This window comes from Halobacillus litoralis (assembly GCF_004101865.1).
GTDB lineage: Bacteria > Bacillota > Bacilli > Bacillales > Halobacillaceae > Halobacillus > Halobacillus litoralis_A.
This window is the reverse complement of the sequence record NZ_CP026118.1, coordinates 2,535,214-2,558,476: the sequence shown is the minus strand read 5'-3', so window position 1 is coordinate 2,558,476 and position 23,263 is coordinate 2,535,214. Positions and strand designations below refer to the sequence as shown.

Genomic DNA, 23,263 nt, shown 5'->3' with positions numbered 1-23,263 from the left:
ATATCCCATTCATAAATTTGGAGAAGTCGGGAAACGTAAAACCGGAGGTGAATGATGTGCAACCATATCTTTGTCCGAATTGTAAAACGAATCGATCGCGTTTTAATGTAATTGAACAGCAACCTAGAGCAGTAAAGATGAATCCGACGACCGGAGAAGTTGATGCGGGCTATTCGATGGAAAACATGGACCCTTTCCATATGGCTTACAAAGGGCCTGAAAAGAAAGTCCAATGTGGAGCGTGCGGGTTGATTGAAGATGAAAGATCCTTCGTAGCCTTTGCCGAACATAACCGTATGAATTAACCCTCTGATAGCGCAGAGGGCTTTTTTGTACGATTTATTGTTGATGCCGGCTATATACACCACTCAGAAAATGAGCAGTTCCTCCCCCATGCTGGACTCAAAGCTTTAATTTCTTTTGGAAAATCCATAAAGCCATTCCCACCTTATAAGCACAAGTATCCCCAGCATGAAAATTGGATGATACAACCCTAAAGAAACCAGTATATATCCTGTCATCCGCCTCCATTCACTATAGAAAAAGGGCTCTTTATTTACTGACTTCATTCTTTCATTCACCTTAGTGCGCAAATCAAACAAAACCCATATCGTGATACAAATGAGTTGAATGACAAGAACCCACCAGGTCATGGTCAATAGCACTCCGGATACGATAAAAGCAATTGAATATGGAATCAGCCCGATACGCATCCATTTTAAATAGCCTTTAACACACAGCTCCTCCTCGGTCGGCATGGTTCGGAATATGTTCTCCCCATGGAAAAAATCCTCAAAAATACTTGCAGCCATTTCCACATAAACAAAAACAGCAATGGGTAATGTCACTAAAATCACCCACTCTACTTGCCATGGAAGGACAAGTAAAAGCGCAATTCCAACTACTACCGTTTTCCATATATAGCTGAATGAGCTCTGCAAATGCCCGATCCAGATTCGTTCATATAACCTGACCGCTTTTATGGATGGCTCTGATTTTCTCCTGTGTCTTATATAATTTTGGAAGAAACCATACCGTTTGGGAGGCTTGATTGTAACATTCGTCATTTTACTGATCAGCATCATATTCCAAACTCTGGCATCATTTATTTCAACTATTTTCATCCATGAGACATCCATGATTTTCTTCCTTGATTTAAATAAGAACAGGATTAAGAGGAGGATGAATATAGCTCCCAGCCAAAGGTACTCTTGACCGCTCAATCGTAAAAAAGCAAGCAACCCGCCTGATAATAAAAGGGCCGAAAACTTGAACCATATGCTTTGGGAGAACAACTTCCATTGCACAGTCATAGCTAACGGCAGCAATAGAATATAAAAGAATGCGATAAAGAGTACGACCGCCAAAGACAGCGGCGTCAATAACCCTAAAGTAAGCGCCGTTAATAAAAGCACGAAACTATGGATGAGTTGTTTTTCTAAAACCAAATATTTAACTAAAGCTTTCCTTGAGTGTGGAAGGATACCTAATTGCAATTCGGAAGAGGTGAAGCGCAGTCCTGGATCTGTAAAAGTGTTCATACAAGCCTTCACAAGTAAAATAAAAGGAATTAGTATTCCCCATTCTAGGATCGGCTCTTCCCATCCTATTAAAGTTGGAAGGAAGCGTTGAATCCAATCATAGATCATAATTAAAAAGATAATCGAGAATACAGCCATATAAAAAAACACTACATAGTCAAAAACTAAGTGGAACGATGCTTGGTAGAGTTGTTTCTTCTTTTTCCAACGTTTTTTTCTTATCCAATAGTAAATGGAAACTGTCTTCGAATCATTCATTGTGTATCCCTGCGCTCTAAGGTGTCGAATGATTCCACAGAACCTGATGCAGATATTCCTCCATTTGCAAGCATGATGAAACTGTCTGCCAGGCTTCTGACTTTGTCCAATTGATGGGTGGTCAGAACAATGCTTATACCCTCTTCACACCTTTGCCTCAATTCTTTTTCAAGGAAGTTCCCAGCATATATGTCCAGCCCCATGAAGGGCTCGTCGATGAATAATAGAGGAACCTCAGGCAAAAGGGCACAGATCGTTTGAACCTTCTGCCTCATCCCTTTCGATAAAGCCTCCGGGTAATCATTCAGTTTGTCCTCAAGTTCAAAAGCTTCGGTATATACTTTTACTCTTTTCTCAAATAGCTCATCAGGGATATGATAGCTTTTCTGATAAAGTTTAAAATGGTGAGCAACGGTCAGTTCACTTAATAAAAGAGGTTCTTCAGGTATGTAAGCAAATTTTTCTTTATATTCCTTGAACTGGTCATCCTGGTCGATCGAACAAATGGTGAATTTTCCCGAAGATTTTTCGCGAGTGCCAATCATAGCCTTGATTAATGTCGATTTCCCTGCTCCATTGTGGCCCACAAGCGCCAGCATTTCACCCTTATGCACTTTAAATGAAAGGTCCGACAATATACGCTCGCCACTAATATCCACACTGCAATTCATCGCCTCTAACACCGTAACCAATCCGTCCAACCCCCTTTTGCTAAAACTATACGTTCCACTCCCTGATAAGTTTCAAAAAAATGTAAGTACATTTGCAAGTCATACAAAAAATAAGCCCTCTCCGTATACTTGAGGGGCTTATCTTCACTTATTCATGCTTGATAGAAAATCACCAAGTAAATCTTCGTCATCTTCTTCTTCAAGATTAGCATTCTTATTCTCTTGAAGGTCTTCCTGGAGACTGTCCAAATCCATGTCAGCAAGGTCATCGTCCTGGATTTCGACAGGAGTTTCTGGTAACAACTGTTTTTGTTCCACCGATTCCCTTTTTTCTTCCTCTTCACTTGCTGCTGACTCTTCTTGCAAATAAAGAGCATCTTCAATGTCATAGGCATTACTATTCAATGAAGCGAGAAGTGTTGTGGCACGCATCGGATCCATCATAAGTTGATAAAGGATACTCCCTATCAAGGCTTCTGAATGTTCATGTTTAATCCAATTTCTTTGTTCTTTTGTCAAAGGCTTAGGTAAAGGAATCGTCACTGTTTCCTTATCTTTTGAAAAAGATTCATTTACACCCTCAAGGACAAATTGAGCGATCTTGCTGGAAAAATTCCTTCGTTCCGCTTCTTTGAGATCGGATAATTGTCTTAATAAATGATCAGGTGTGTCCGAGGGGACCCGGAACGTAATCGATTGTCCCCTCTCCACACTTTTCCTGGATTGACTCATTATCTCACCTTATTTAGAGGATCCGGCTTTTTGTTCTTCTTTTTTATTGTCCTTGGCAGGTTCTTTGGAATTCTTACGGATAAAGTCAGAAATAAGTTTGTAATAGGCATTCGCCATCATCCAAATGCTTTCTTCTTCATCCTCAAAGAATTCAATATTAAAACCATCCAATTTGTTGTTCAGTGTTTTAATATACTCTTTCAGTACTGCGGACCCGCCACCGACAAAGTAGCAAATTTCAGACTGAGAGTTCTTCTGCCATACATTTCTCAAATAACGGTATTGTTTTTTAGCAAGTTCCAGCAAAATCCGGTCAGTAATGTCGTGGACGTTTGTACGACTACCTTTAACCATAATATGGTGACGATCATTTTTACGTGTGATGATATCCACCACATCGCGACGGCTGTCCAACTCTACACCATGCTTCGTCAAAATTTCCTCACGAATCATCTCGAGGGATTCAGCTACACCGAGGTTGAAGCCTTGCGCTTTATCGTCATCTACATTGCGATTACGAATGACAGCGATATCCGTAGAGAGTCCGCCAATGTCCTGGATCAGTATTTGTTTATCGACCAATTCTTTATTGATGATATTCAAATCATTATCCATAACCAAGTTCACATACGCAGCAAACCCTTCTGGATAGACCTTCACTTCATCAAATTTCAGATTAACTTTCATTCCCTGATACTTAGGTGTCACCAAAAATTCCACCTGGTGTACAGACCCTAATAATTGAGAGCGATAGCCAACGTCTTTGCCTTCCTTCACTTCACGTAAGGGTAAACCTGTACCTAATGTATAAGTCGATTCTACTACATTGTTTTTGAATGATTGTGCATCCCTGCCTTCTACCGCATCCATAGCAAGTGCAGCAAACAACATGATCAATGTTTGATCCTCTTCGGATTTATAGCTTCCGGGATCCAACTCTGTGGAGTTTGTTGTTTTCGTTGCTAAATTACCCACACGATAGATGGCATTGTTTTCTCTTAAAGCAGGGGAGTGCACTCGAATATGTAGATTATCGAGTGGATCTTTATCGTCCAAATCTTCTATACCAATTACTGGGCGATCTTCTAAATCTCTCGCCACAACGTTTGGGATGTATAAAGATGACTCTAATTTTCCAAAGTTCGCTTTCACCGCATCATTACCAACATCAACAGCTGCAATTCTAGATTTCGTCATTGAACAGCTCTCCTTTTTATTTTCTAGATTTGACCTCACCTTAACTTAAATCTATTAAACATTCAGTAAATAGTCAATGCGCCTTTTTACGTGTTCAAAAACGATTGCAAGTGTACAGTTTTGAAAACATGTATTCAAATCTGCATACATACTAATTTAGCAACATGCGTTCACTTTTGTGTACATGTATACTATATTGAACACATTAAAGTTACATTTTGTTTACATGTGTTCATTTTTGTGTACATAACCCTGAGGAATATGAATCCCTTATATTCGACACAAAAACACGGGCTGAGCATTGTGTCAGGATTCAAAATTGCGGGCTGAGTTGTGTGTTAGGGGGTTGATAGCAAGAATACAAGAAAAAGAAGCTAGTTCCCTGCAAGTACAGATCAAAGTGAATAAAACTTCCGAAGAGGATAACAAAGCAACTGGGCAGATGAAGGTTTGTCGGGATAGGAGATGATAGAGGAACTAAGAGAACCAAAAAAGTTGTGAAGAATGGATTCATGCGCCATATGTATGAAGAGAGAAATCGTTCTATTCATGATTATGAAGCCCATTTGATATTACAAACAGCAAAAAACCCTGAATGTATGAACATCCAGGGTTAAACTTACCGACACTAATGGCTGGTATAGGTGCTGAATAACTCCTCCAATTTATTCATTAGCGCTAAAGTCATCAAACCATTGCCTTCAGCTGCCTTCGAATATCCCAATGGGGTTGTGCGTTTGATTAACTGCGAGTATATTTCCGCCTCTGACATGGACCTCTGAAACTGTTTTTCCACAAGGGGAATAAGGAGGGCTAAACCTCCAGATATGTGAGGGGTAGCCATTGAAGTTCCTGTTAACCTAGCATACTTTCCTTCCAGATAAGTAGAAAGGACACTCACCCCCGGGGCAACTAAATCAATTTGATCGTTTGTATTTGTAAAATCAGCAAGACTTCGCTTATCGTCCACTGCGCCAACCTGGATAACCTCATTATAAGCTCCTGGATAGGCGTATTCCGAAGTATTTTCCCGCCCATCCCCTTCATTTCCGGCCGCACATACAACGGATACTCCCTGGTCAATCGCCGCTTTGATGGAAGTATGGAGCTCCTGGGATTCATCAGGTCCCCCGAGAGACATCGAAATGACCCTTACCTTTTCCCCATTCGGACCACGCCAGCGTAAAGCGAAATCAACAGCGTCGATAATCCAACGATACTCTCCAGAACCGTCTTCAGATAAGACTTTCAGTACTAAAATTTTGGATTTAGGAGCAACTCCCACCACGCCTTCCCCATTTTCAATAGCAGCTATCGTACCTGCTACATGGGTTCCATGGCCGTTATTATCATTAAAATTCTCTCGGTCTCCCTGATAATCATTAGTGAAATTTTTTCCGTCAATGATACGGTCTTCCAAATCGGGGTGATCTAACTGGCACCCTGTATCGATAATTGCAACGACACTCCCCTCCCCTTGATTCGTTTCCTGCCATAACTCTTGAGCTTCTACCATCTGTACGCCTTTAGGGATTTCTGCTGTTGAATCAATTATTGCGTCTGTCCGGTACGGAATTAGCTTCATTTCACTCATTTTCTGCCTCCTCAATAAGAATTCATTCTAAGAAAACTGTTTCTTGGAGTCTGTATTAAAAAGGAATGTATTACCTTATTATAACATCTGTCTTTTTAAAATTATAAATCAAATAAAAAAAGAGGGATAAAGTCCTTATTTTACCAGGTCTGAATTAAGGAGGTGCCTATTCCTATAAGTTAGCATCCTAAAAGTAAAAAAGGATTCCACATTCAAAATGTGCAATCCTTTTAAAATCAAGGCAAATATTTACGTGGGTTCACAGAGTTTGAACGACTGCCATTCCAAGAACCTTCATGAATTTCAAAATGTAAGTGCTGACCAGTTGAAGCGCCGGTACTACCCATGTTTCCAAGGAAGTCTCCTTCAGAAATGGATTGTCCTGCGGAAACTGCTGGGGTACTTCTCATATGAGCATACACCGTCGTGAATGTCTGTCCATTAATCTGGTGAGTAATGAAAACTACGTTACCATAACTGGAAGAATAGTTAGCACGGATGACTGTGCCATCTGCTGCGGCCCGAATCGGAATTGTTCCGCCTCCAGATAAGTCGATACCGGAATGTAAACTGCGTTTCCCAGTGATCGGGTGAATCCGGTTAGGATTATACTCAGAGGACGTCGAAGCGTTAGCAGGCCAGCTGAACAATGCGCCACTGTTTGATGATGACTGACTAGAAGAAGTACTTGCACTAGCACTGCTGCTTGAATTAGAACTGGAAGAGCTTGAGGACTTGCTTGCAGAAGCTTTCTCTGCAGCAGCCTTTTCTCTAGCTGCTTTTTCAGCTGCAGCTTTCTTCCTTGCTTCTTCTTCAGCTTTACGCTGACGTTCAATTTCTTTCTGGATTGCAGCTTCTTGAGCAGCTAAAGTTTCCTGCTCCTCTTCAATTTCCATTACATGATTATGAGCATTCTCCTCTTTCTTTGCCAGACTGCTCATCAAACTACTTTTCTTTTGTTTTTTACTGTCTAATTTCTGCTTCAATGACTCTAGTTCGTTCAATTTTTCCTCCAGAGAAGCGAGTTCTTCCTCAACTTCTGCTTTCTTGCTTTCAACAGCCTCTTTATCAGCTTTATGCTGTTCAAGGATCTCTTTATCTTTCTCAGCAATTGTATTGAGGCTCATGACTCGTTCTAAGAAGTTACCAAAACTCTCAGCGCCCATAAGGACGTCGAGATAATCAACGGCCCCTCCATTTTGGTACATTGATTTCACACGATCCTTTAAAAGCTCATCCCGCTCAGCAATCCTTTTTTCAAGCTCTGCGATTTCACTTTTCAGCTGCTCGATGTTTTCTTTTGTTTGAGCAATTTCATTTTCTTTTGTTTCAATTTTGTTCATCGCTTCCATTACTTGCTTGTCCAAGCGTTCGATTTCAGCATTTACCTTCTCTTGACTTTCTCTAAGCTCTTCAATTTCTTTTTGTTTTTTCTGCTTTTCCTGCTCTATTTCAGATTGTTTCTGTTTATTTTCTTCTAATTTTTCTTCATTTGATTCAGCTGATACCGGATTGAAGCTGGTTGGCAACCCCGTTAAAACAAGGCTAATGGTCAGAACGGCAATTAACACTTTCAAGTTCAAACTCTTTTCCTCCCCCGAATCCTTACCTGTGTAAAAGTAATAGTTTCATAGATTTATACTTTCAGATACTTGCGAATTGATGTGAAGCTTCCCCAAAGTCCGATTGTAACCCCCATCAGTATCAAGAGTGCCGAAACTTTGAATACGAATGGATAAACTGGCAAAATATCAATGAATAATGTTGGGTAGCGTGTTGTAATTTCCGTGTGGAGGTAGTCATATCCAAAGATGACCAATGCAATCGGAACAAGTGAACCCAAAATTCCAATTAAAACTCCTTCCACGAGGAATGGCCAACGGATAAACCAGTTGGTCGCCCCTACCATCTTCATCACTTCAATTTCTTTCTTACGAGCTACGATTGTAATTCTGATTGTGTTGGCTATAAGGAACATAGCCGTGAATAAAAGGCCGGCAATAATGGCTAATCCGACATTCCTGGCTACATCCATGACATTGAATAAACGTTCAACCGTTTGTTCTGCATATTCGACTTTTTCTACACTTTCAAAGTCTTCAATCTTCTTAGCGACAGGGATGGTATCTTCCGGCTGTTCTGTTTTAACAATGAAAACATCATTCAGTGGGTTTTCATCTTTTAAGGATTCAAATGCTTTGCCCTCTTCGCCTAAGCTGTTGATGAGCTGATCCAATCCTTCTTCTTTCGATTGAAACTCCACACTACCGACTTCTGATAGTTTCTCTATTTCTTCTTTCAATTGTGCCCGTGATGTATCTTCTGCTGTGATATCAATGAAGACACGCACTTCGACATCTTCTTCTATTTGAGTACCGATGTCATTTAAATTCAGAAGCAAAGTTGCAAAAACACCAACCAATAACAACGTGACCGTTACAGCGGATATAGACGCAAATGTCATCCAACGGTTTCTGGTCATGTTTTTAAGGCCTTCTTTTCCGTGGCGACCAAATGTTTTAAGCTTCATACGACTGGTCACCCCATACATCTCGTACCAAATCTTTTTTCTTCATATTTCTTCGGACGGCAGCCATAATACCAAAAGATGATAAGTTGCGGTGATGCCTATCAAACAATTTATATCACTTCCTACTAAACACTCATTTTGTTAATCTATGTTGTCACTATATGTAGTCTAAGTCGTATGCTTCATTTACCCTATTCATTATATCAAAGATATTCGCTAAATAAAGACAAATTATTATTACATTTGTGTTTCAAACCTTTACACATCAGTGACATTGCCACAACACCATTCGACAAAGCGTAATGGCAACTAACACTACAGGGATTTTATACCCATGATTTATGACCTATTTTTAACATAAAAAATAAGACAACTCTCATAGAATTGTCTCGTGTTTTTCCTGTACTTTTTCACTTCTTTAATTTCCTTAATGATTCCAGTTCGCGTTTTAAACGTGTATTTTCATTACGGATTGATTCAAGCGTTTCAGATTTTTTCCCGATCGGCATCAGATTGATTTCATACCAGGACTTACTGAATGCATCATTTACTTCACTTGTTTTTTGTATAGAAGCCTGCGGGTAATGCTCCTTCAAACTAAGCACTTCTTTTTCAGATAACCTGAGCTCCCTGAAATATACGCCTTCTCGGAATGATTCTGACAAAAATTGCTCAAATTCATTTTCTGTCATTCGGTGAGCACCCCTTCAAAGAGAATATCCTTCTCTAAAATATAGGATGCTCCATCACTTTTCATGACTGCTGATAAACAGATTCTTTCACAACGACGTTTGCCACAACTTCCATAGGATCGATCAATGGTACAGGAAGGTGGGATGACTTCAATACTAAGCCGATTTCTGTACACCCTGAAATAATCACTTCAGCCCCATTGTCTAGCAGCTCCTGAGAGGCTCCTTTCAACAATTCGAGTGGTGCACCTTCCGTGTTCCCACTCTTAATCCCATCTTCCCCGTAAATCGCTCTCATCACTTTTTCATTTTGAGTGATTGGTGTGGGATGGATGACTTCTAAGTGGTCAAAATACTTTTGGAACAAACCGGTTTCAAGCGTTCCTGTCGTGGCTAGAACTCCAATCTTAGTAGCGCCTGGATAATAATCCGATATGAATTTTTTCAGTTCCAGAAAAGCATTCAACAGTGGGAAAGAAATTGCTTTTTGGACTTCATCTATAAAGAAATGAGCTGTCATACATGGGATGCATGCTACATCCACGTCCAGTTTCTCGAGATTTTTAGCTGCATCCACCATTTGGGGCACTGGATTTTCCCCTCTACCTGAAATGGCTTCTGTGCGGTCAGGGATTTTAGCATTACTGTCAATAATGACGCGGTAATGCTCCTGGTCTTTATTCGCTTTTGTCGCCCGGATGATTTTCAAGTAACACTCGGCTGTAGCTTCAGGTCCCATACCTCCAAGTATGCCGATTATTTTGTCATTCATGTTCTGCCTCCTTACAAAAGACCCGAAACCTATTCTATAGATGTATTATAGTATTCCCGCCACTCTGTTTTTCAATGGCTTGAAAAGCTTTTCTTCATCCATTTCCGGTCTCGTTTTGTTCAACTGTTCAAGCGCGATTTGGGCACCGGGGTCCATCCCCTGGCATCCTGCTAACAAGACGACGTCCTCTTTTTCCACTTCAGATAAGGCATGATGGATCGCATCATCTAATTCCTTATACAGATCGACACGAATGCCAGCCTCTCCCATCATTTCCTGGAAAACCCGCAGTTCTTCTTCTTTTACGGCATCTTTTTCAGATACATGGGAATGACTGACAGTTGCAATCACTTCTGTAAGACCAAGCTTAGGCGCCCACTCGACAATTGCCTTGGCGTTCTCCCTGTTCACTGTGACTCCACGACTGCCGCGGATAGCATAAACCAGCTTCAGGTTAGCATAATCCATTTGTTCAAGGGTACTCAATGTCACATTGATATTTCCATAGTTGGCAAAGTGGTCATCAAGGATTTTGAAGTCATCTTCAAAGACCATTTCGAAACGGCGCTCGACCCCCCGAATCCCTTCAACCCTTTTTGAATAGTCTGGATCGGCACCTCATTCAAAAGGCCTGCAGCAATGGCAACCATTGAATTATAAACGGAATGGTAGCCAGGCGTTGAAAGTTCAATGGTAAATTCCTGAGGCTCATATGCGGTGTTCCCGACCTCAAATGGTTTGCGAATTTCCACTTTGAATTTCGCCCGTCCTGTAGAAAGATCCAAGTCTTTACAAATGAGGTCACCGTCTCCTGTCTCCACACTAAAGGTGAGTAACTTGGCTTTCGTTTCTTCAATCAAGGAAGCGGAGTAGGCATCATCCAAATTCAAAATCGCCCATTTATCAGCCCCGGCATTTCTGATCAGGCTTGCTTTGCTATTGAAATACTCTTCAAATGAACCGTGAAGGTCGATGTGTTCGCGACTGATATTGTTCAAGGTCACAATATCAAAGTCCACACTTCCGACACGACTCAAGTCTAAAGCTGAAGAGGAAACTTCCATTGTGACATGAGAGACGTCCTGGTCCCTCATCCGGGCGAAATAATGATGCAGGTCCAGCGATTCAGGTGTCGTCAACTTTGTAGGCTCTGAATAATTGCCATACTTGACCACAACCGTCCCGATCAAGCCTGTTTTCAGGTTATGTTCTTCTAGAATGGCATCCGTCATGAAAGATGTAGTTGTTTTACCATTAGTAGCCGTAATCCCGATCGTTTTCAGGGATCGGGACGGATGGTTATAGTAAGCATCACTCATAGCTGCCAATGATTGACGGCTGTCTGCAACGCGATACTGTGGAAGATCCTCCCAACCTTCCTGGTAGTCCTCCACTACAATTGCTGCAGCTCCATTTTTCACTGCTTCAGCAATATAAGCATGTCCGTCTGTTTTAAACCCTTTTATGCATACGAACACATCCCCCTGCCTTACATTTCGTGAGTTGTAAGCAAGCCCGTGGATATCTAGACCCTTATCGTTCCATGCTTCTAATACATGTATGGATGCTAGTAATTCTGTTAATTTGACCATTCTCATCTACCTTCCCTGCAATTGATTTAACCCTATTCCGTCCTTAGCTTCTTCAATCATACTATTTCGTCTATTGGTTAGCATTTTCTGCGGTCTAATGGAGACATTCCAGTCCTCATCTCTGCAAACTGTCAGCTTCGTCCAGTGACTTTCCCTACTACTAAGCCTGCCAATTTCTTGCCGAATGCAACAGCTGGTTTCGGGTCTTTCGGATCCCAGATCGCATGGGCTTTCGGGCGGAAATAAGATTTGATGACCTTTTGAGGTGAGAGTTGTCCCGTTTTGATATACTCTCTAACAGCTAACAGATCTTCGTATGCATACCAAAAAACAAGATTCATATCCTCTTTCACTGCTTTAGGATCTAACGGATTCCCTGTAAGTTCACGGTAAGTGATATAAGGAATGTTGATCCCTGTTTTTTGCAGCAAGTGATTCAAGTTTGTAATTCTTACATTGATTTCGATTAAATAGTAGCGTCCTGTTTCGGCGTCTTTTTTAAATTCGATTTCAGCAAAGCCTTTATATTGAATACCTTCAAGGAACTTAGCGCCAAGTTCAAATAACTCTGGCACATATTTTTGTTGAGTGTACACAGAAGCTCCATAATTGACTGGGAATTGGCGGAGTTTCTGGCATGTGACCCAGTGGGTAACCTTTGAATCTTGATCTAAATAAGCATCAAAGGTGTACATATGATCATCAAAACCAGGAATGATCCTTTGGACGATGACCTCTATATCCGCTTCTTTCGCTTGATTCACTTTTTCCAATAACTCTTCTTGAGTATGAACTTTGAAGAGCTTGCTTCTGAATTTAGCTACAAATGCCGGGGAATCGACCGGTTTGACCAAACAAGGGTATTGAATTTCACTTTCAACCTTTTGAATGAAATTTTCATCATCCACATTTACGGTTTCCGGCACAGCCACTCCATGCTCTGAAGCGAGCGTATGCAGAGTACCTTTGTCCATTATTTTAGTATATAGTCCTTGCTCTTTTTGAGGAATAAGGAAATGTTCCCGTAATTCAGGCAAATGATCATCAACGAATTCCACATATGGGTCTGCCGTCGGAATAAGCACGGGCGGGCTGTCTTGTTTCTTTGCATAATCGATCAGAAAGGTGACTAAACCTTCTGGATCTTCTTTATAATGAGGCCCGATCAAGGCTTCCGAACAATACTTGGACTCTAACCCATAAGAGCCTTCCCACGCATAATCGACAGCTGCCACATGGACGTCATGAATCCCTAAACACCTGATCGTACTGAGTCCTATATAATAGTTCGCCCCTAGAACAACCGCTTTGTTTTCCATGAAAAATCCCCTTTTCCCTCAAAAATGTAATACTTTCACTGAAAATTTTATTTGGATCGCTTTACTGCGATAATCTTCTTGTATGTAAACATATCTATTTTACCACATTCCCTACCCTAACAAAACGCTCAACACTCTGATAGAATCTTAACAAAACTGCACACCAGAATCATGCTGGCCAACTTAAGCTTGATTCTTTCGTTTCCAGGAAGTTTGAAGCAACCGGCATACAAGAATAATGTCTTAGTCACAGCATTGGAATTTTGTATTCTTCTATAACGAAAAAACGCGCACAACTCCCTGGCCATCCTCCGACAAAGCAAGTGGTGATGGACCACTCTCTCCTGCAGCATTGGATGAGCCATAAAAAAAGCAGCCCTGGAAGACCAGGACCACTCTGATGCAATTACGATTTATTTAAAAGTATGGTGGCTGAATTCAACTTCGGCAGGGACTTGCTCTGGCTGAATGGTATGGTTATTGATCTTTTTGAAACGGCTGACGATGTTGTCAATCGCATATAATACTAGAAACGTAAGCAAAACAGTCAGAGACATCAAATACAGAGATGTAAGCATAAGCTTGATCTCCTTTCCCATTTATATTCTTTAAAAATCAGTAAATCCTTATATATAATACCAAATTTTCGACTGTTGTAAATATATTTTTGCAAATTCTTTTAAATATCGATAATTCCTTACAAATACCCCTGATTCCTCCTCTTCAAAAAAATGGATGTGAGATGAATACAAGGTGGATTTCAACGGAAAAGGAGAGTGAAAGATTTTCAATATGGGAGAAGCACCATCAATAACCTGTCCTCTGTGTTATCTTTAAAGAAAAAGCAGGAGGGATTTTATGAAAAGAAAATACATTTATATACCGGTTTTCATACTTTTGTTCACATTATTTGTAGTTAGTATGAACAATACAGCCTTTGAATTTAACCATCTACTCTCCGGTATTCAGTGGGCTTCTCTTATACCTGCAGCATTTCTCATGGCTTCCGTACCCGGAGCAAATCAGATCCTTTCTCTTAGGAATGGTTTAAGAAAAGGAGCAACAACAGCTATCATAGCGGTCACAGGGAGATTTACTGCTTTTGCATTAATGGTGATTGCCGTCTCTTTAGGACTTCATGCAATTCTTCAGACTTCCACCCTGATCTTTACTATTATTAAATGGGCAGGTGTCCTTTATTTAGGCTGGCTCGGTATAAAAACGATCTTATCCAGTAAAAAAGAGTACGAAGATGAACAAATGAGCGGCAGTGAGAAACAGGGGGAGTCAAGAAATGCTTGGCATTATGCGAAGCAAGAGTTCATGGTGGCAGCCGCAAACCCTAAAGCTTTGTTATTGTTCACTGTCTTCCTTCCCCAATTCATATCCTCAGACACAGTGGCTGCCGGGGGGCAAATCCTCGTGGTAGGTGCAGTTTATATATTGATTGAATTCATTTGTGCGACTATATATGCAACAATAGGAGGCAAACTTAAAAACATCGGGTTAAGCGGGAGAGTAAAACAAAATTTAGATCGTATTACCGGGGGAATAATGATAGCCCTGGCATTGTGGTTATCTACAACAAAATCGGAAGCGCCTTGATCGCCCCAAACCAGTCGTGAAGCTCTTTGCCACAGCAAAGGGGAAGATGAAGTTCGGCTACTTGCAACTCCGACCGTCCTCGTCTCGTGTGGGGCCAAGGATACGCGGAGTAAGCGAGGAGCCGGATGGGGCTCACGAAACACAAGATACTTACAGGCTGGAATTTAATAATTACCTAGACCGTGAAGAAAGCAATTCGAAATAAAGATGGAAAGGAATGGATAAAATCACTTTTACAGGAATATTACTTTACCCTAGATTTAGCGAGTATGAAATATCGGTTCTATTATCCGTATTAAAGCAAGGAAGAAAACAAGCTATTTATATTGGTTTAGACAATCAAGTGGTTAGGGGCGAGTCAGGTTTGCCTTGCATACCTGAAGCAAGTATTAATGAGGTAGATATAAACAGATTGGAGAGTATTGTCCTTCCTGGAGTCGATGATTTTGCACACCTGATCAACCACGATGCCCTTGCCTCCTTCATACATAAAATGAATGATCAAAACAAAATCATTGCTGCAATTTCCAGTGCCCCTTATTTATTGTCCATCAGTGGCGTTCTGGATGGTAAGAAATACACCACAGGATTAACGGCAGAACAAAGAACATTCTTAGGTACATTTAAGGAAGAAAGTTATATAAATTCCCCGATCGTTGTTGATGAATACGCAAGCGATTCGTGAGAAGCAACAACAAACGTTAACAGTTCCTCTAGATTGAAAAGTGTTTTTCAGTGGCCTCAAGTATGTTGCCGGAGCGGCGTATGAATTTATTTCTTCATAAAGAAAACCCGAACGAGTTCGAGTTTTCTAGTGGAGAAATCTTTTTCCCTGCTCCCTGTCATTATCCTCTTAACTGATTCTTAAAGAAAAGGACCGTTTCTAATTCGTCTTCCCTGTCTTCAAATATGTTCAACACTTTTCCAACAGCATTAGCAAATTCAATATAAGCATTTCCTTCAGCGGTAATTAAATTTTCGCTTACCGTTACATCGCTTTCACTCATGTTATCTTCATTGAAATAGCTGAAATACTCAGGATCGTCGTCAATGGATGTTGAATATTTTCTTTCACGAAGAACATCTGCCGCTGCTAGGAAGGTTGGTCCTCCGCAAATGGCTGCGATTATTTTACCTTGTTCATCAAAACTTTTTATAAGATTCAATAATCGTTCCTCTTTATCAAAGGGCGCCGGCTCACCACCTGGTATAATCAGAATTTCGTAGTCAGCAGGATCACATGCTTCAATCCCCATATCTGCCTTCACTCTGAAATTTCCCTTGTGAGTGACTTCTTCACATAATGCCACCGTTTCAACTTCAACGCCTGAGATATTTAACATGTACGATAAAGGACTGATTTCCCAATCCACATACCCTTCGTACAAAAAGAATAACGCTTTCATCTACTCATCTCCTACCAAGTATTTAGAGTTCGAATCAATCTGGCTTTACCTTCTTTTTATTGTTTTTCATAACATCAGCCCCTTTAAAATCTATCTGTTCACAACCAGCCTTTTTCCTTGGCGATTGTAACAGCCTCAATCCGGTTTTTTGCCTCAAGCTTTTGAATAATCTCTGATATATAATTACGTATCGTCCCTTCGGATAAGTAGAGGGACTGGTTCATGTCTTTGACCGAGTCTCCTCTTTTGAGGCATTGTAATATTTCTATTTCACGCTTAGTCAGAGGATTCTTTTCCTCTATAAATGAAAAAGTCAGTTGAGGACTGAACACCCTTTGACCGCTATATATTTTTCTTAATGATTCAGCCAGATGTGAGACAGGGGTGTCTTTTAATAAATAGCCTCGAGCCCCTGCTTTGACTGCTTTTTGAAGATAGCCGCTCCTTGCAAATGTAGTGACTATCGCGACCAGGCAGGTAGAGTTGATTTTTTGAAGGTGCTCCGCTACCTCCAGGCCGCTTAAATGAGGCATTTCAATATCCAGTATAGCAATATCAGGTTGTAGTCTCTGAATGATTTCGACAGCCTCTTCGCCGTTAGCAGCTTCACCGACTACTTGAATATCATTCTCCATACTCAGCAATCGACTGATCGCTCCACGCAGCATCCCCTGGTCTTCTGCAATGACGATTCTCACCTAGCCACCCTCCCTTATCCCATTTTCGGCACAGTAATCGTTACATCTGTCCCTTCTGGGGAATCAATGTGCAACGTCCCGCCAATTAACAGGAGACGCTCTTTCATGCCCACAATTCCACTTCCGAAATCCTTTTGATCTCCGTTGTGAAGCGACATCCCTTTTCCATCATCTTCTATTATCAGTATATACTCCCGGCCGTTGCCATGAAGAGTTACTGTACACGTTTTTGCTCCACTGTGTTTTAAAACGTTTGTGATACATTCCCGCAGGCACATGCCGAAGATATTTCTCGTGATGGGGGGGATCTCTTCAAACGCACAATCGATCTTCCGATGAAAAGCGATGTCCGCCCAGCTAAAAACATCTTCTGCATGCTCTAGCTCTTCCTCGATATCTACTGACTGCATATCGCTGATGAGCTGCCGGACTTGAAGTAAGACGGAGCGTGAAATCTCCTGAATTGCATTTGCTTCTTCGATCGCTTCTTCGGGATGTTCCCGTATGAGCCTTTCCATAAGTTCACTTTTCAATGTTATCAATGAGAGCGTATGACCGACAGAATCATGCAGATCCCTTGAAATCCTTTGACGCTCTTCATTTTTTATCAAGTAGGTAATCTCTTCGTTGGCGACCTTCAGTTCTTGGTTCATGATCATTGATCTGTGATATATTTTCACTACAAAAGGGAGAAACAGGACGGTGATGACAAGTGGCACCCAATAAAACTGCCATTCCTGCTGCTGCAGTTCATAATAAAAAAATACCGAAGCAGCAAAGCTGACACTTGCCAGTCCTGTGAAAACCCGGAGAGATTTCTGCGACAGAAAGATCCCTGCCACCATCGCAGGGTAAAATCCAAGCACAAGATTCCAGGGTGAATACAAGGCACCGATGACAGCTGCGATTCCCACTTGAATGGAAATGAAAAGCTTTCTTGACGAGTGATACTTGATACTTAGCCAATAACAGGCGGCCAATAGGATAAACAACCCTAAACTTCCAGCCCACGCCCAATTATAGGGACCGAATAATGAATAGATTCCTGGAAGGATAAGAGCTGCCATCAGCATAGTTGTTGAGCGTTTCATTTTTGATATCCTCCTTTTATCCTCCCAAAATTCTGCAAATACTCCTTAACCATTAATTTACCTTTGCCTGTGGATTTTCCTGCAAGACTGGCTTTTCTTTTCTCATCCATTTCGGAATCAGCAAGAATGAAAGGAGAGCTACAACGATATGGACCGGATGATCTGCGACGCCGAATTGCTCCTGTGGTGGGTTTACGATAACATTTATTGTGAGAAGGCCAGTGACGCCAGCAACAACCAATCCATAATACAAAAAGGCTCTCGATGTTTTCCGGTCCAGCCTTTTAAAAATAAAGGCCCCAGCTAAATTCACAATAATGCTGGATAGCATAATTGAGACAAAATTTAATTCCTCGAACCAGAGGCCAGTTACCCAACCGATCATATACTCTGTAATCAGGGCTGCTGCACCGCACAAAATTCCGATAGTCATCCCGACAATTAAACTTTTTTTCATTTAAAGTCACCTCATTTAAATTTATACCTTAAGTTTACTGAGGTCGGAGTAAGTATTTTAGTCATGAACATCAGGTATTTCACATGATGAATATCATAATTTGTTCTACCAGGGAAAATCGCAATACATTAAAAAAACTCGCCCACAGACCAAAGCCTAAGGACGAGTTTTAATTCTCGCGTTCCACGATTTCCATTGAATGTTACTCATTAAATTTTGCGTGCCACTCTCTTTGTCGCCTCTTCTGAATAAGCGCCCTGTAGAAAACCAACCGGCTCACTTCATATATAGCAAGAGACACCACTAGTCCGACCACAAACAGAAGTACTCCGAGGATTAAACCGATCCCCGTTAACACAAAGAGACCCAGCAGAGGCCATTTGTAGCCTTTCATCAATAAAAAACTTTCTTTCATGCTAGAAAATATACCAGAACCAGGGTCGTCATAAAGGATATACATCGCCTGCGAGATTCCTAAGAACAGCCAGATGATGAATGCGAATATCAATAGGTAAGCCGCGAACAAAATACCTGACCATAAACTGACCCCTGCTGCATATGTGAACAGGCTTCCAAGCCCTGCATAAATCATCATCATCCCTATTACATAAAGGAGCAGGTTAGTGATGAAAAAGACAGCTAATCCCTTATACAATAGATGCCAATTCCGGAAAGGATACGTACATGCCTTCACGAACCTTTTCCTCATTGTGTATTGTGTATTTGTTATGTAATCGATCATAATGAAAAAAAGAATGCTGTTCACTACAGAAGTGATTACCAAAGAAATAAGTGTCTCAGAACTTGCCACAGCTACCGGTGCCATCTGGATACTGATTGAACCCTGTACAGGCAATGTCTCTAGAACAAGCTTGATTATGTAGCATAAAAGCACTATCCCGATGCCCCTTAACCACTTTCCATTTAGAAAATTTAAAGCATCCTTTATCGTTGCTCCAATAATAATTCTCATCCTCTCACTTTAAGCTCTAAGATATATCATCTTGGTTTGATACCAGAGACCCACGTAACTTTAACATAAATGGATAAATGCGAAAGCCACAAACCTTAAATTTTCGAGGTTTGTGGCTTCCTTTATATTCCAATCATCTGAAATACCTTTCACATGATCAGCCGTCCCTGTATGAAATTCTTAACCCTCAGTTTCCAACAACTCTCCAGTTCCAACGTTATCTAAAAAGTAACTCGGCTCGCCGACACTATATATTTGCAAGTGATGCATCGCTCTAGTACACGCCGTATAAAACAATCTGCGCAAATTCTCCTCTCCATAAACCTGATTTGAGGCATCATAAAGGATGACAGCATCAAATTCGATCCCTTTTGCCAGATAAGCAGGAATGACTATAACCCCTTGTTGGTACTCCCCAGTGTTCTTCTTAACGAGCTTAAGATCTCTTACGGTACTAAGAGCTTGATAGGCAGCTGAACTTTCTGCAGCTGTTTTACAAATCACAGCGATCGTATGGTCTCCACTGTTATGCAAGTAGTCGATTTTAGCTATGATTTCTTCGTGTAATTCAGCATGGTCAGCCAGCTTGGTGAGCGCCGGTTTCTCTCCCTCCCGGTCAAAAGCTTTGATTTGCTCCCCTTCAGGAATAAGTTGACGTGTAAAATCAATAATCTGCCTGGTAGATCTGTAACTGCGGTCTAATACGATACTTTCCGTTTCACTTTGCCCATATAAGCTGGTAAGAGCATGGAAATCCTCAAAATTATCCGCGTGAGCGAATATCGCCTGGTTAAAGTCACCCAGGACGGTCATCCTGGCAGCAGGAAATAACCTTTTTAAAAACTCGAATTGAAAGACAGAATAGTCCTGCGCTTCATCTACAAGTACATGTTTAATAGCAGTATTTGACTGGAAGCCTTGAATAAGTTCCTTCAGCAGCAAATACGGGGTAGCATCCTCTTGAAAAAGATTGCCTTCCTCAAGCATTTCCCTTGTCAGAACGCATACCTCTCCCCATCGGTCAGGGACCTCTCCCTCATTCCATAACTTGGTGCTCATAGAATTTTCAAATAGCTGCTTGTATAATCTTTTAATATTTATAAACTGAAGAGCTTCTACCCTTTTGCGTAGAGGCTTCAACTTCCTGCGTACGATCATCCGGGCAAGAACCTTGTGCTGTTTTTCGTAGAAATTAAAGGAATCTTCATTAAAGTCTTCTGTTTTCTCTAATTGAGTAAAAACCTTCTGAAGCTCTTCTTTGCTGAGTAACTCGATTTCTCCTTGGACCCAGGACTTACTCAGCTCCGTTTTTTCAATCTTATCAATCTCCCTGATCAACCACTCTTTCAACTTCTCAATTCTATTAAGAAATCGAAGTGATGTATCTTTACTATAAAAAATTTCGGTGATTTGTTTCGATGAGATGAGCGTATGCCCACGGAACTTTATACCTTTAAATATCATGCCAGAAGTCTCTAATGATTCTCTATACCTGTTGATCGCTCCAAAGAAGCTGGACGAGGCTTTAAGTTGAATACTGGCTTTTCTAGTTTTATAAAAAGGATCACCAGCAGCATTCAGTAAATATTCCAGCTGGTCATAAGGGTCCTCCACATTGAATGACTTGCCCAGCCTGTATTCCAGATAATCTTGAAAGGTTTCCTGCTGCATATTCTCTTCACCAAGTTCTGGCAAGACATGTGATACATAACTGCTGAACATGTTGTTAGGTGAAAATAAAATGATTTGATTTGCCTTCAAAGTTTCCCGGTACTTATAGAGAATATAAGCGATCCTCTGGAGAGCAGCTGAGGTTTTGCCACTCCCCGCAGCCCCCTGGACAATTAAAAGACTTCCACGAACGTTGCGGATTATTTTATTTTGTTCCCTTTGAATGGTTGCTACGATACTATGCATATATTTATTAGATCCTTTGCCAAGCACTCCCTGCAGGATCTCGTCTCCGATCGTAAGACTAGTATCGAACATTGATTCAATCAAACCATTGCTGATGTTATACTGCAATTTCTTTTCAAGGTCTCCCCGGACGATTCCACCAGGTGTAGAATATTCCGCCGGGCCAGGAGGGTAGTCATAATAAACACTTGAAATGGGAGCTCTCCAATCATAGATAAGAATGTTTTCGTTTGTTTCATCAGTAAGCATAGAAACGCCGATACGGATCTGCTCCGTATCATCGGTCCCCTCTTCAGCGAAATCTATCCGTCCGAAATATGGGACCTTCTCAATCCGTTTAAGCCTTGAAAGCCTATTAAAAGCATGCCTATGCGTGCCCTGGCTTACTGACAAATCCTGCGCCTGTTGTCTCATCCCGATAATCGTCTCAAGGTAATCATCGAACGTATCCATATTAATTTTCAGATCATCCCAAAAATGCCTGCGGATATTGATAACATCTTCTTTGCGCTTTTCAGTATCTGCTTCAACCTCGTTTATTTGCTTTGCAATGGTTTCCATCACATTATCCAAATATGCTTGCTCTTTCCGCATTTCTTTGTTCAGATCACCCACTCCTTAAAAGACAAGAATTTTGGTTTGACTCCAGAGTAAATTTGTATTATAATCATAAAAGAGGTATTTATATTTTAATTTAAATAAAAAGAAGTCAATAACTAAATTTAACACAGTTTATTGATTAAAGCAATACATCTATGATTCTTTGAATACAACTACATAAATTAAACCAAGAAACCAGCTGAGCACTTAGCTCAGCTGGTTTTTCCTTTTTAACTCCCATTGAATTCGGGAGCAAGTGACTTGTTAGTACAAATAAAACAGGAGCAATTCAATCCTTACTTCCTGTTTTTTTCAAAAAATCTATCTTTCTTAAATCTTTATGATTGTTTTGATCTGCTCGATAACTATCTTTTGAAGAAGCTTCATATACACATAAATATTGTTCATGGTTCAGTAAATAATACTTAACACTGCCCAGTTGCTGCATTTCTAAATCTTTCAATTGCACTCCCGCAAAAGTCGGTAATGTGTCAATAATACCAAACTCAACAGATAACCCTCCTTTTGAAAACTCATGTTCATGTAAATCAATTAACCTATATCCCATAAAATTCATGAGTGTCACAATACCCATCCAGTTATGTATAGACAATTCAGGCGGTACTTCCCAGCCTCTCTTATCACCAGGTACATGGATGTCTATGTCTTCTGCATTCCAACTTTCACCTGTAATGACTTCCAGCCCAACCGATCCCATTAACAACGGAATGACATCAATATCATTTAGTTTTTGTGCAATCTTAATAAATTCATCAAACATACCGCTACTCATTTGCGCACCTCCCTTTCCCTTGATTTATCACAAACTATGTTCACTGAGCTATTGCGGATGTATAAGAAGTTAATCACGAGAGCCTATCCATCATCCAGTTTATTGATGGAAAAGTACGGGAATATTTTACCTCCAAACAGATTTACAGCCGGATTGGAACCATACTGCTTTATAAGAAAAGAGCCCATACATCAGTTTTCTATTTTTGCAAAATATATAAGGGATTCATAGAAAGAACTACTCACTCCAGAAAGAAGGGTTTCAAATGGCGAATATCCTATTAATTTTCTTATTACAAATTATTTTAGTGCCGACCTTATCGCTTCGCATCATTTTTGTCGTTAAAAACATGAGTGTATTTGCTGCTATTTTCGGATTTATAGAAGCGTTGATTTATGTGTTCGGTTTATCCATCGTCCTAAGCGGCGAACAAAGTATTCCAGAGATGCTTGTCTATGCCTTAGGGTTTGCAGCAGGGATATTTCTAGGGAATTATATTGAAAATAAATTGGCTATTGGATATACAACACTTACTGTCAACTTAATGAATAATAATACTGAACTTGTCTGGACTCTTCGTAACAATGGGTACGGCGTAACTGTATTCGAAGGAATGGGTAAAGATGGGGCCCGTTATCAACTTCAGATTCTGACAAAAAGAAATCTGGAAGAGAAGGTGACTAGAATAATTGAAGAATATGATCCTAATGCCTTTATCATTTCTTATGAGCCACGCAAGTTTAAAGGCGGATATCTATTAAAAGCGATGAAAAAAAGAAAATCATAAAATCTGAAAGAGCTTTAAAACAGGGAATCTCCCTTTTT

At 40.6% G+C, this 23,263-nt stretch carries 24 protein-coding genes; 4 read left to right on the top strand and 20 right to left on the bottom strand.

Annotated elements, in window-relative coordinates:
- Positions 1-56 precede the first annotated feature (56 nt).
- A complete protein-coding gene (locus HLI_RS12975) occupies positions 57-305 on the top strand; it encodes a DNA alkylation repair protein (protein WP_128525349.1) in 249 nt (82 codons plus the stop codon).
- A gap of 105 nt (positions 306-410) precedes the next feature.
- Here the strand turns inward: HLI_RS12975 and HLI_RS12970 are convergent, their stop codons facing one another.
- From HLI_RS12970 to HLI_RS21670, 13 genes are all read right to left on the bottom strand, one after another.
- The gene (locus HLI_RS12970) at positions 411-1,799 is read right to left on the bottom strand and encodes a hypothetical protein (RefSeq protein ID WP_128525348.1); all 1,389 of its coding nucleotides are present in this window, start codon (positions 1,797-1,799) and stop codon (positions 411-413) included.
- The gene (locus HLI_RS12965) at positions 1,796-2,482 is read right to left on the bottom strand and encodes an ABC transporter ATP-binding protein (protein ID WP_241656006.1); all 687 of its coding nucleotides are present in this window, start codon (positions 2,480-2,482) and stop codon (positions 1,796-1,798) included. Before HLI_RS12965 ends, HLI_RS12970 begins: the two co-directional genes overlap by 4 nt.
- A 132-nt stretch (positions 2,483-2,614) precedes the next feature.
- A complete protein-coding gene (locus HLI_RS12960) occupies positions 2,615-3,202 on the bottom strand; it encodes a hypothetical protein (protein WP_128525347.1) in 588 nt (195 codons plus the stop codon).
- A gap of 9 nt (positions 3,203-3,211) precedes the next feature.
- The gene (locus tag HLI_RS12955) at positions 3,212-4,399 is read right to left on the bottom strand and encodes a ParM/StbA family protein (protein WP_128525346.1); all 1,188 of its coding nucleotides are present in this window, start codon (positions 4,397-4,399) and stop codon (positions 3,212-3,214) included.
- A 628-nt stretch (positions 4,400-5,027) separates the two neighbouring features.
- Positions 5,028-5,993, bottom strand: coding sequence for a S8 family peptidase (locus tag HLI_RS12950; RefSeq protein ID WP_128525345.1), 966 nt, complete (start codon positions 5,991-5,993; stop codon positions 5,028-5,030).
- A gap of 236 nt (positions 5,994-6,229) precedes the next feature.
- A complete protein-coding gene (locus HLI_RS12945; protein WP_241655851.1) occupies positions 6,230-7,576 on the bottom strand; it encodes a murein hydrolase activator EnvC family protein in 1,347 nt (448 codons plus the stop codon).
- 53 nt (positions 7,577-7,629) lie between these two features.
- Positions 7,630-8,523 carry a permease-like cell division protein FtsX gene (ftsX, locus tag HLI_RS12940; RefSeq protein WP_128525344.1) on the bottom strand — a complete coding sequence of 298 codons (894 nt, stop codon included), beginning with the start codon at positions 8,521-8,523 and terminating at the stop codon, positions 7,630-7,632.
- Positions 8,524-8,933: 410 nt separating this feature from the next.
- On the bottom strand, positions 8,934-9,215 hold the full coding sequence (locus HLI_RS12935) for a hypothetical protein (protein ID WP_128525343.1): 282 nt from the start codon (positions 9,213-9,215) through the stop codon (positions 8,934-8,936).
- A 61-nt stretch (positions 9,216-9,276) separates the two neighbouring features.
- Positions 9,277-9,987 (bottom strand): cysteate racemase, encoded by a 711-nt coding sequence (locus HLI_RS12930; RefSeq protein ID WP_128525342.1) that lies wholly within the window; start codon positions 9,985-9,987, stop codon positions 9,277-9,279.
- Between the two features lie 45 nt (positions 9,988-10,032).
- Positions 10,033-10,542, bottom strand: a complete 510-nt coding sequence (locus tag HLI_RS22010) for a glutamate ligase domain-containing protein (protein ID WP_431357368.1) — start codon at positions 10,540-10,542, stop codon at positions 10,033-10,035.
- Positions 10,476-11,579 carry a Mur ligase family protein gene (locus tag HLI_RS12925; RefSeq protein ID WP_241655849.1) on the bottom strand — a complete coding sequence of 368 codons (1,104 nt, stop codon included), beginning with the start codon at positions 11,577-11,579 and terminating at the stop codon, positions 10,476-10,478. Before HLI_RS12925 ends, HLI_RS22010 begins: the two co-directional genes overlap by 67 nt.
- 131 nt (positions 11,580-11,710) lie before the next feature.
- On the bottom strand, positions 11,711-12,898 hold the full coding sequence (locus tag HLI_RS12920; RefSeq protein WP_128525341.1) for a carboxylate--amine ligase: 1,188 nt from the start codon (positions 12,896-12,898) through the stop codon (positions 11,711-11,713).
- Between the two features lie 413 nt (positions 12,899-13,311).
- Complete coding sequence (locus tag HLI_RS21670; RefSeq protein ID WP_164908554.1) at positions 13,312-13,476, bottom strand: hypothetical protein; 165 nt, start codon at positions 13,474-13,476, stop codon at positions 13,312-13,314.
- 280 nt (positions 13,477-13,756) lie between these two features.
- Here HLI_RS21670 and HLI_RS12915 point away from each other — a divergent pair, with 280 nt between their 5' ends.
- Positions 13,757-14,503, top strand: coding sequence for a LysE family translocator (locus HLI_RS12915; RefSeq protein ID WP_128525340.1), 747 nt, complete (start codon positions 13,757-13,759; stop codon positions 14,501-14,503).
- Positions 14,504-14,720: 217 nt separating this feature from the next.
- Positions 14,721-15,188 carry a DJ-1/PfpI family protein gene (locus HLI_RS12910; RefSeq protein WP_128525339.1) on the top strand — a complete coding sequence of 156 codons (468 nt, stop codon included), beginning with the start codon at positions 14,721-14,723 and terminating at the stop codon, positions 15,186-15,188.
- 160 nt (positions 15,189-15,348) lie between these two features.
- On the opposite strand, the gene HLI_RS12905 is transcribed toward HLI_RS12910, so the two are convergent.
- From HLI_RS12905 to HLI_RS12875, 7 genes are all read right to left on the bottom strand, one after another.
- A complete protein-coding gene (locus HLI_RS12905; protein ID WP_128525338.1) occupies positions 15,349-15,909 on the bottom strand; it encodes a DJ-1/PfpI family protein in 561 nt (186 codons plus the stop codon).
- Positions 15,910-16,007: 98 nt separating this feature from the next.
- Complete coding sequence (locus HLI_RS12900) at positions 16,008-16,577, bottom strand: response regulator (protein ID WP_241656005.1); 570 nt, start codon at positions 16,575-16,577, stop codon at positions 16,008-16,010.
- A 44-nt stretch (positions 16,578-16,621) separates the two neighbouring features.
- Positions 16,622-17,698: a sensor histidine kinase gene (locus HLI_RS12895; RefSeq protein ID WP_128525336.1), complete on the bottom strand. Its 1,077-nt coding sequence runs from the start codon at positions 17,696-17,698 to the stop codon at positions 16,622-16,624.
- A gap of 52 nt (positions 17,699-17,750) precedes the next feature.
- Entirely contained in the window at positions 17,751-18,155 is a 405-nt protein-coding gene (locus HLI_RS12890) for a hypothetical protein (protein ID WP_128525335.1), read from the bottom strand.
- 202 nt (positions 18,156-18,357) lie between these two features.
- Positions 18,358-19,050, bottom strand: a complete 693-nt coding sequence (locus HLI_RS12885; RefSeq protein WP_164908553.1) for a DUF975 family protein — start codon at positions 19,048-19,050, stop codon at positions 18,358-18,360.
- Positions 19,051-19,308: 258 nt separating this feature from the next.
- On the bottom strand, positions 19,309-21,651 hold the full coding sequence (gene helD, locus HLI_RS12880) for an RNA polymerase recycling motor HelD (RefSeq protein ID WP_128526888.1): 2,343 nt from the start codon (positions 21,649-21,651) through the stop codon (positions 19,309-19,311).
- A gap of 283 nt (positions 21,652-21,934) precedes the next feature.
- On the bottom strand, positions 21,935-22,438 hold the full coding sequence (locus HLI_RS12875; protein WP_128525333.1) for a phosphoribosylanthranilate isomerase: 504 nt from the start codon (positions 22,436-22,438) through the stop codon (positions 21,935-21,937).
- Between the two features lie 265 nt (positions 22,439-22,703).
- Here HLI_RS12875 and HLI_RS12870 point away from each other — a divergent pair, with 265 nt between their 5' ends.
- Positions 22,704-23,225 carry a DUF2179 domain-containing protein gene (locus HLI_RS12870; RefSeq protein WP_128525332.1) on the top strand — a complete coding sequence of 174 codons (522 nt, stop codon included), beginning with the start codon at positions 22,704-22,706 and terminating at the stop codon, positions 23,223-23,225.
- Positions 23,226-23,263 lie beyond the last annotated feature (38 nt).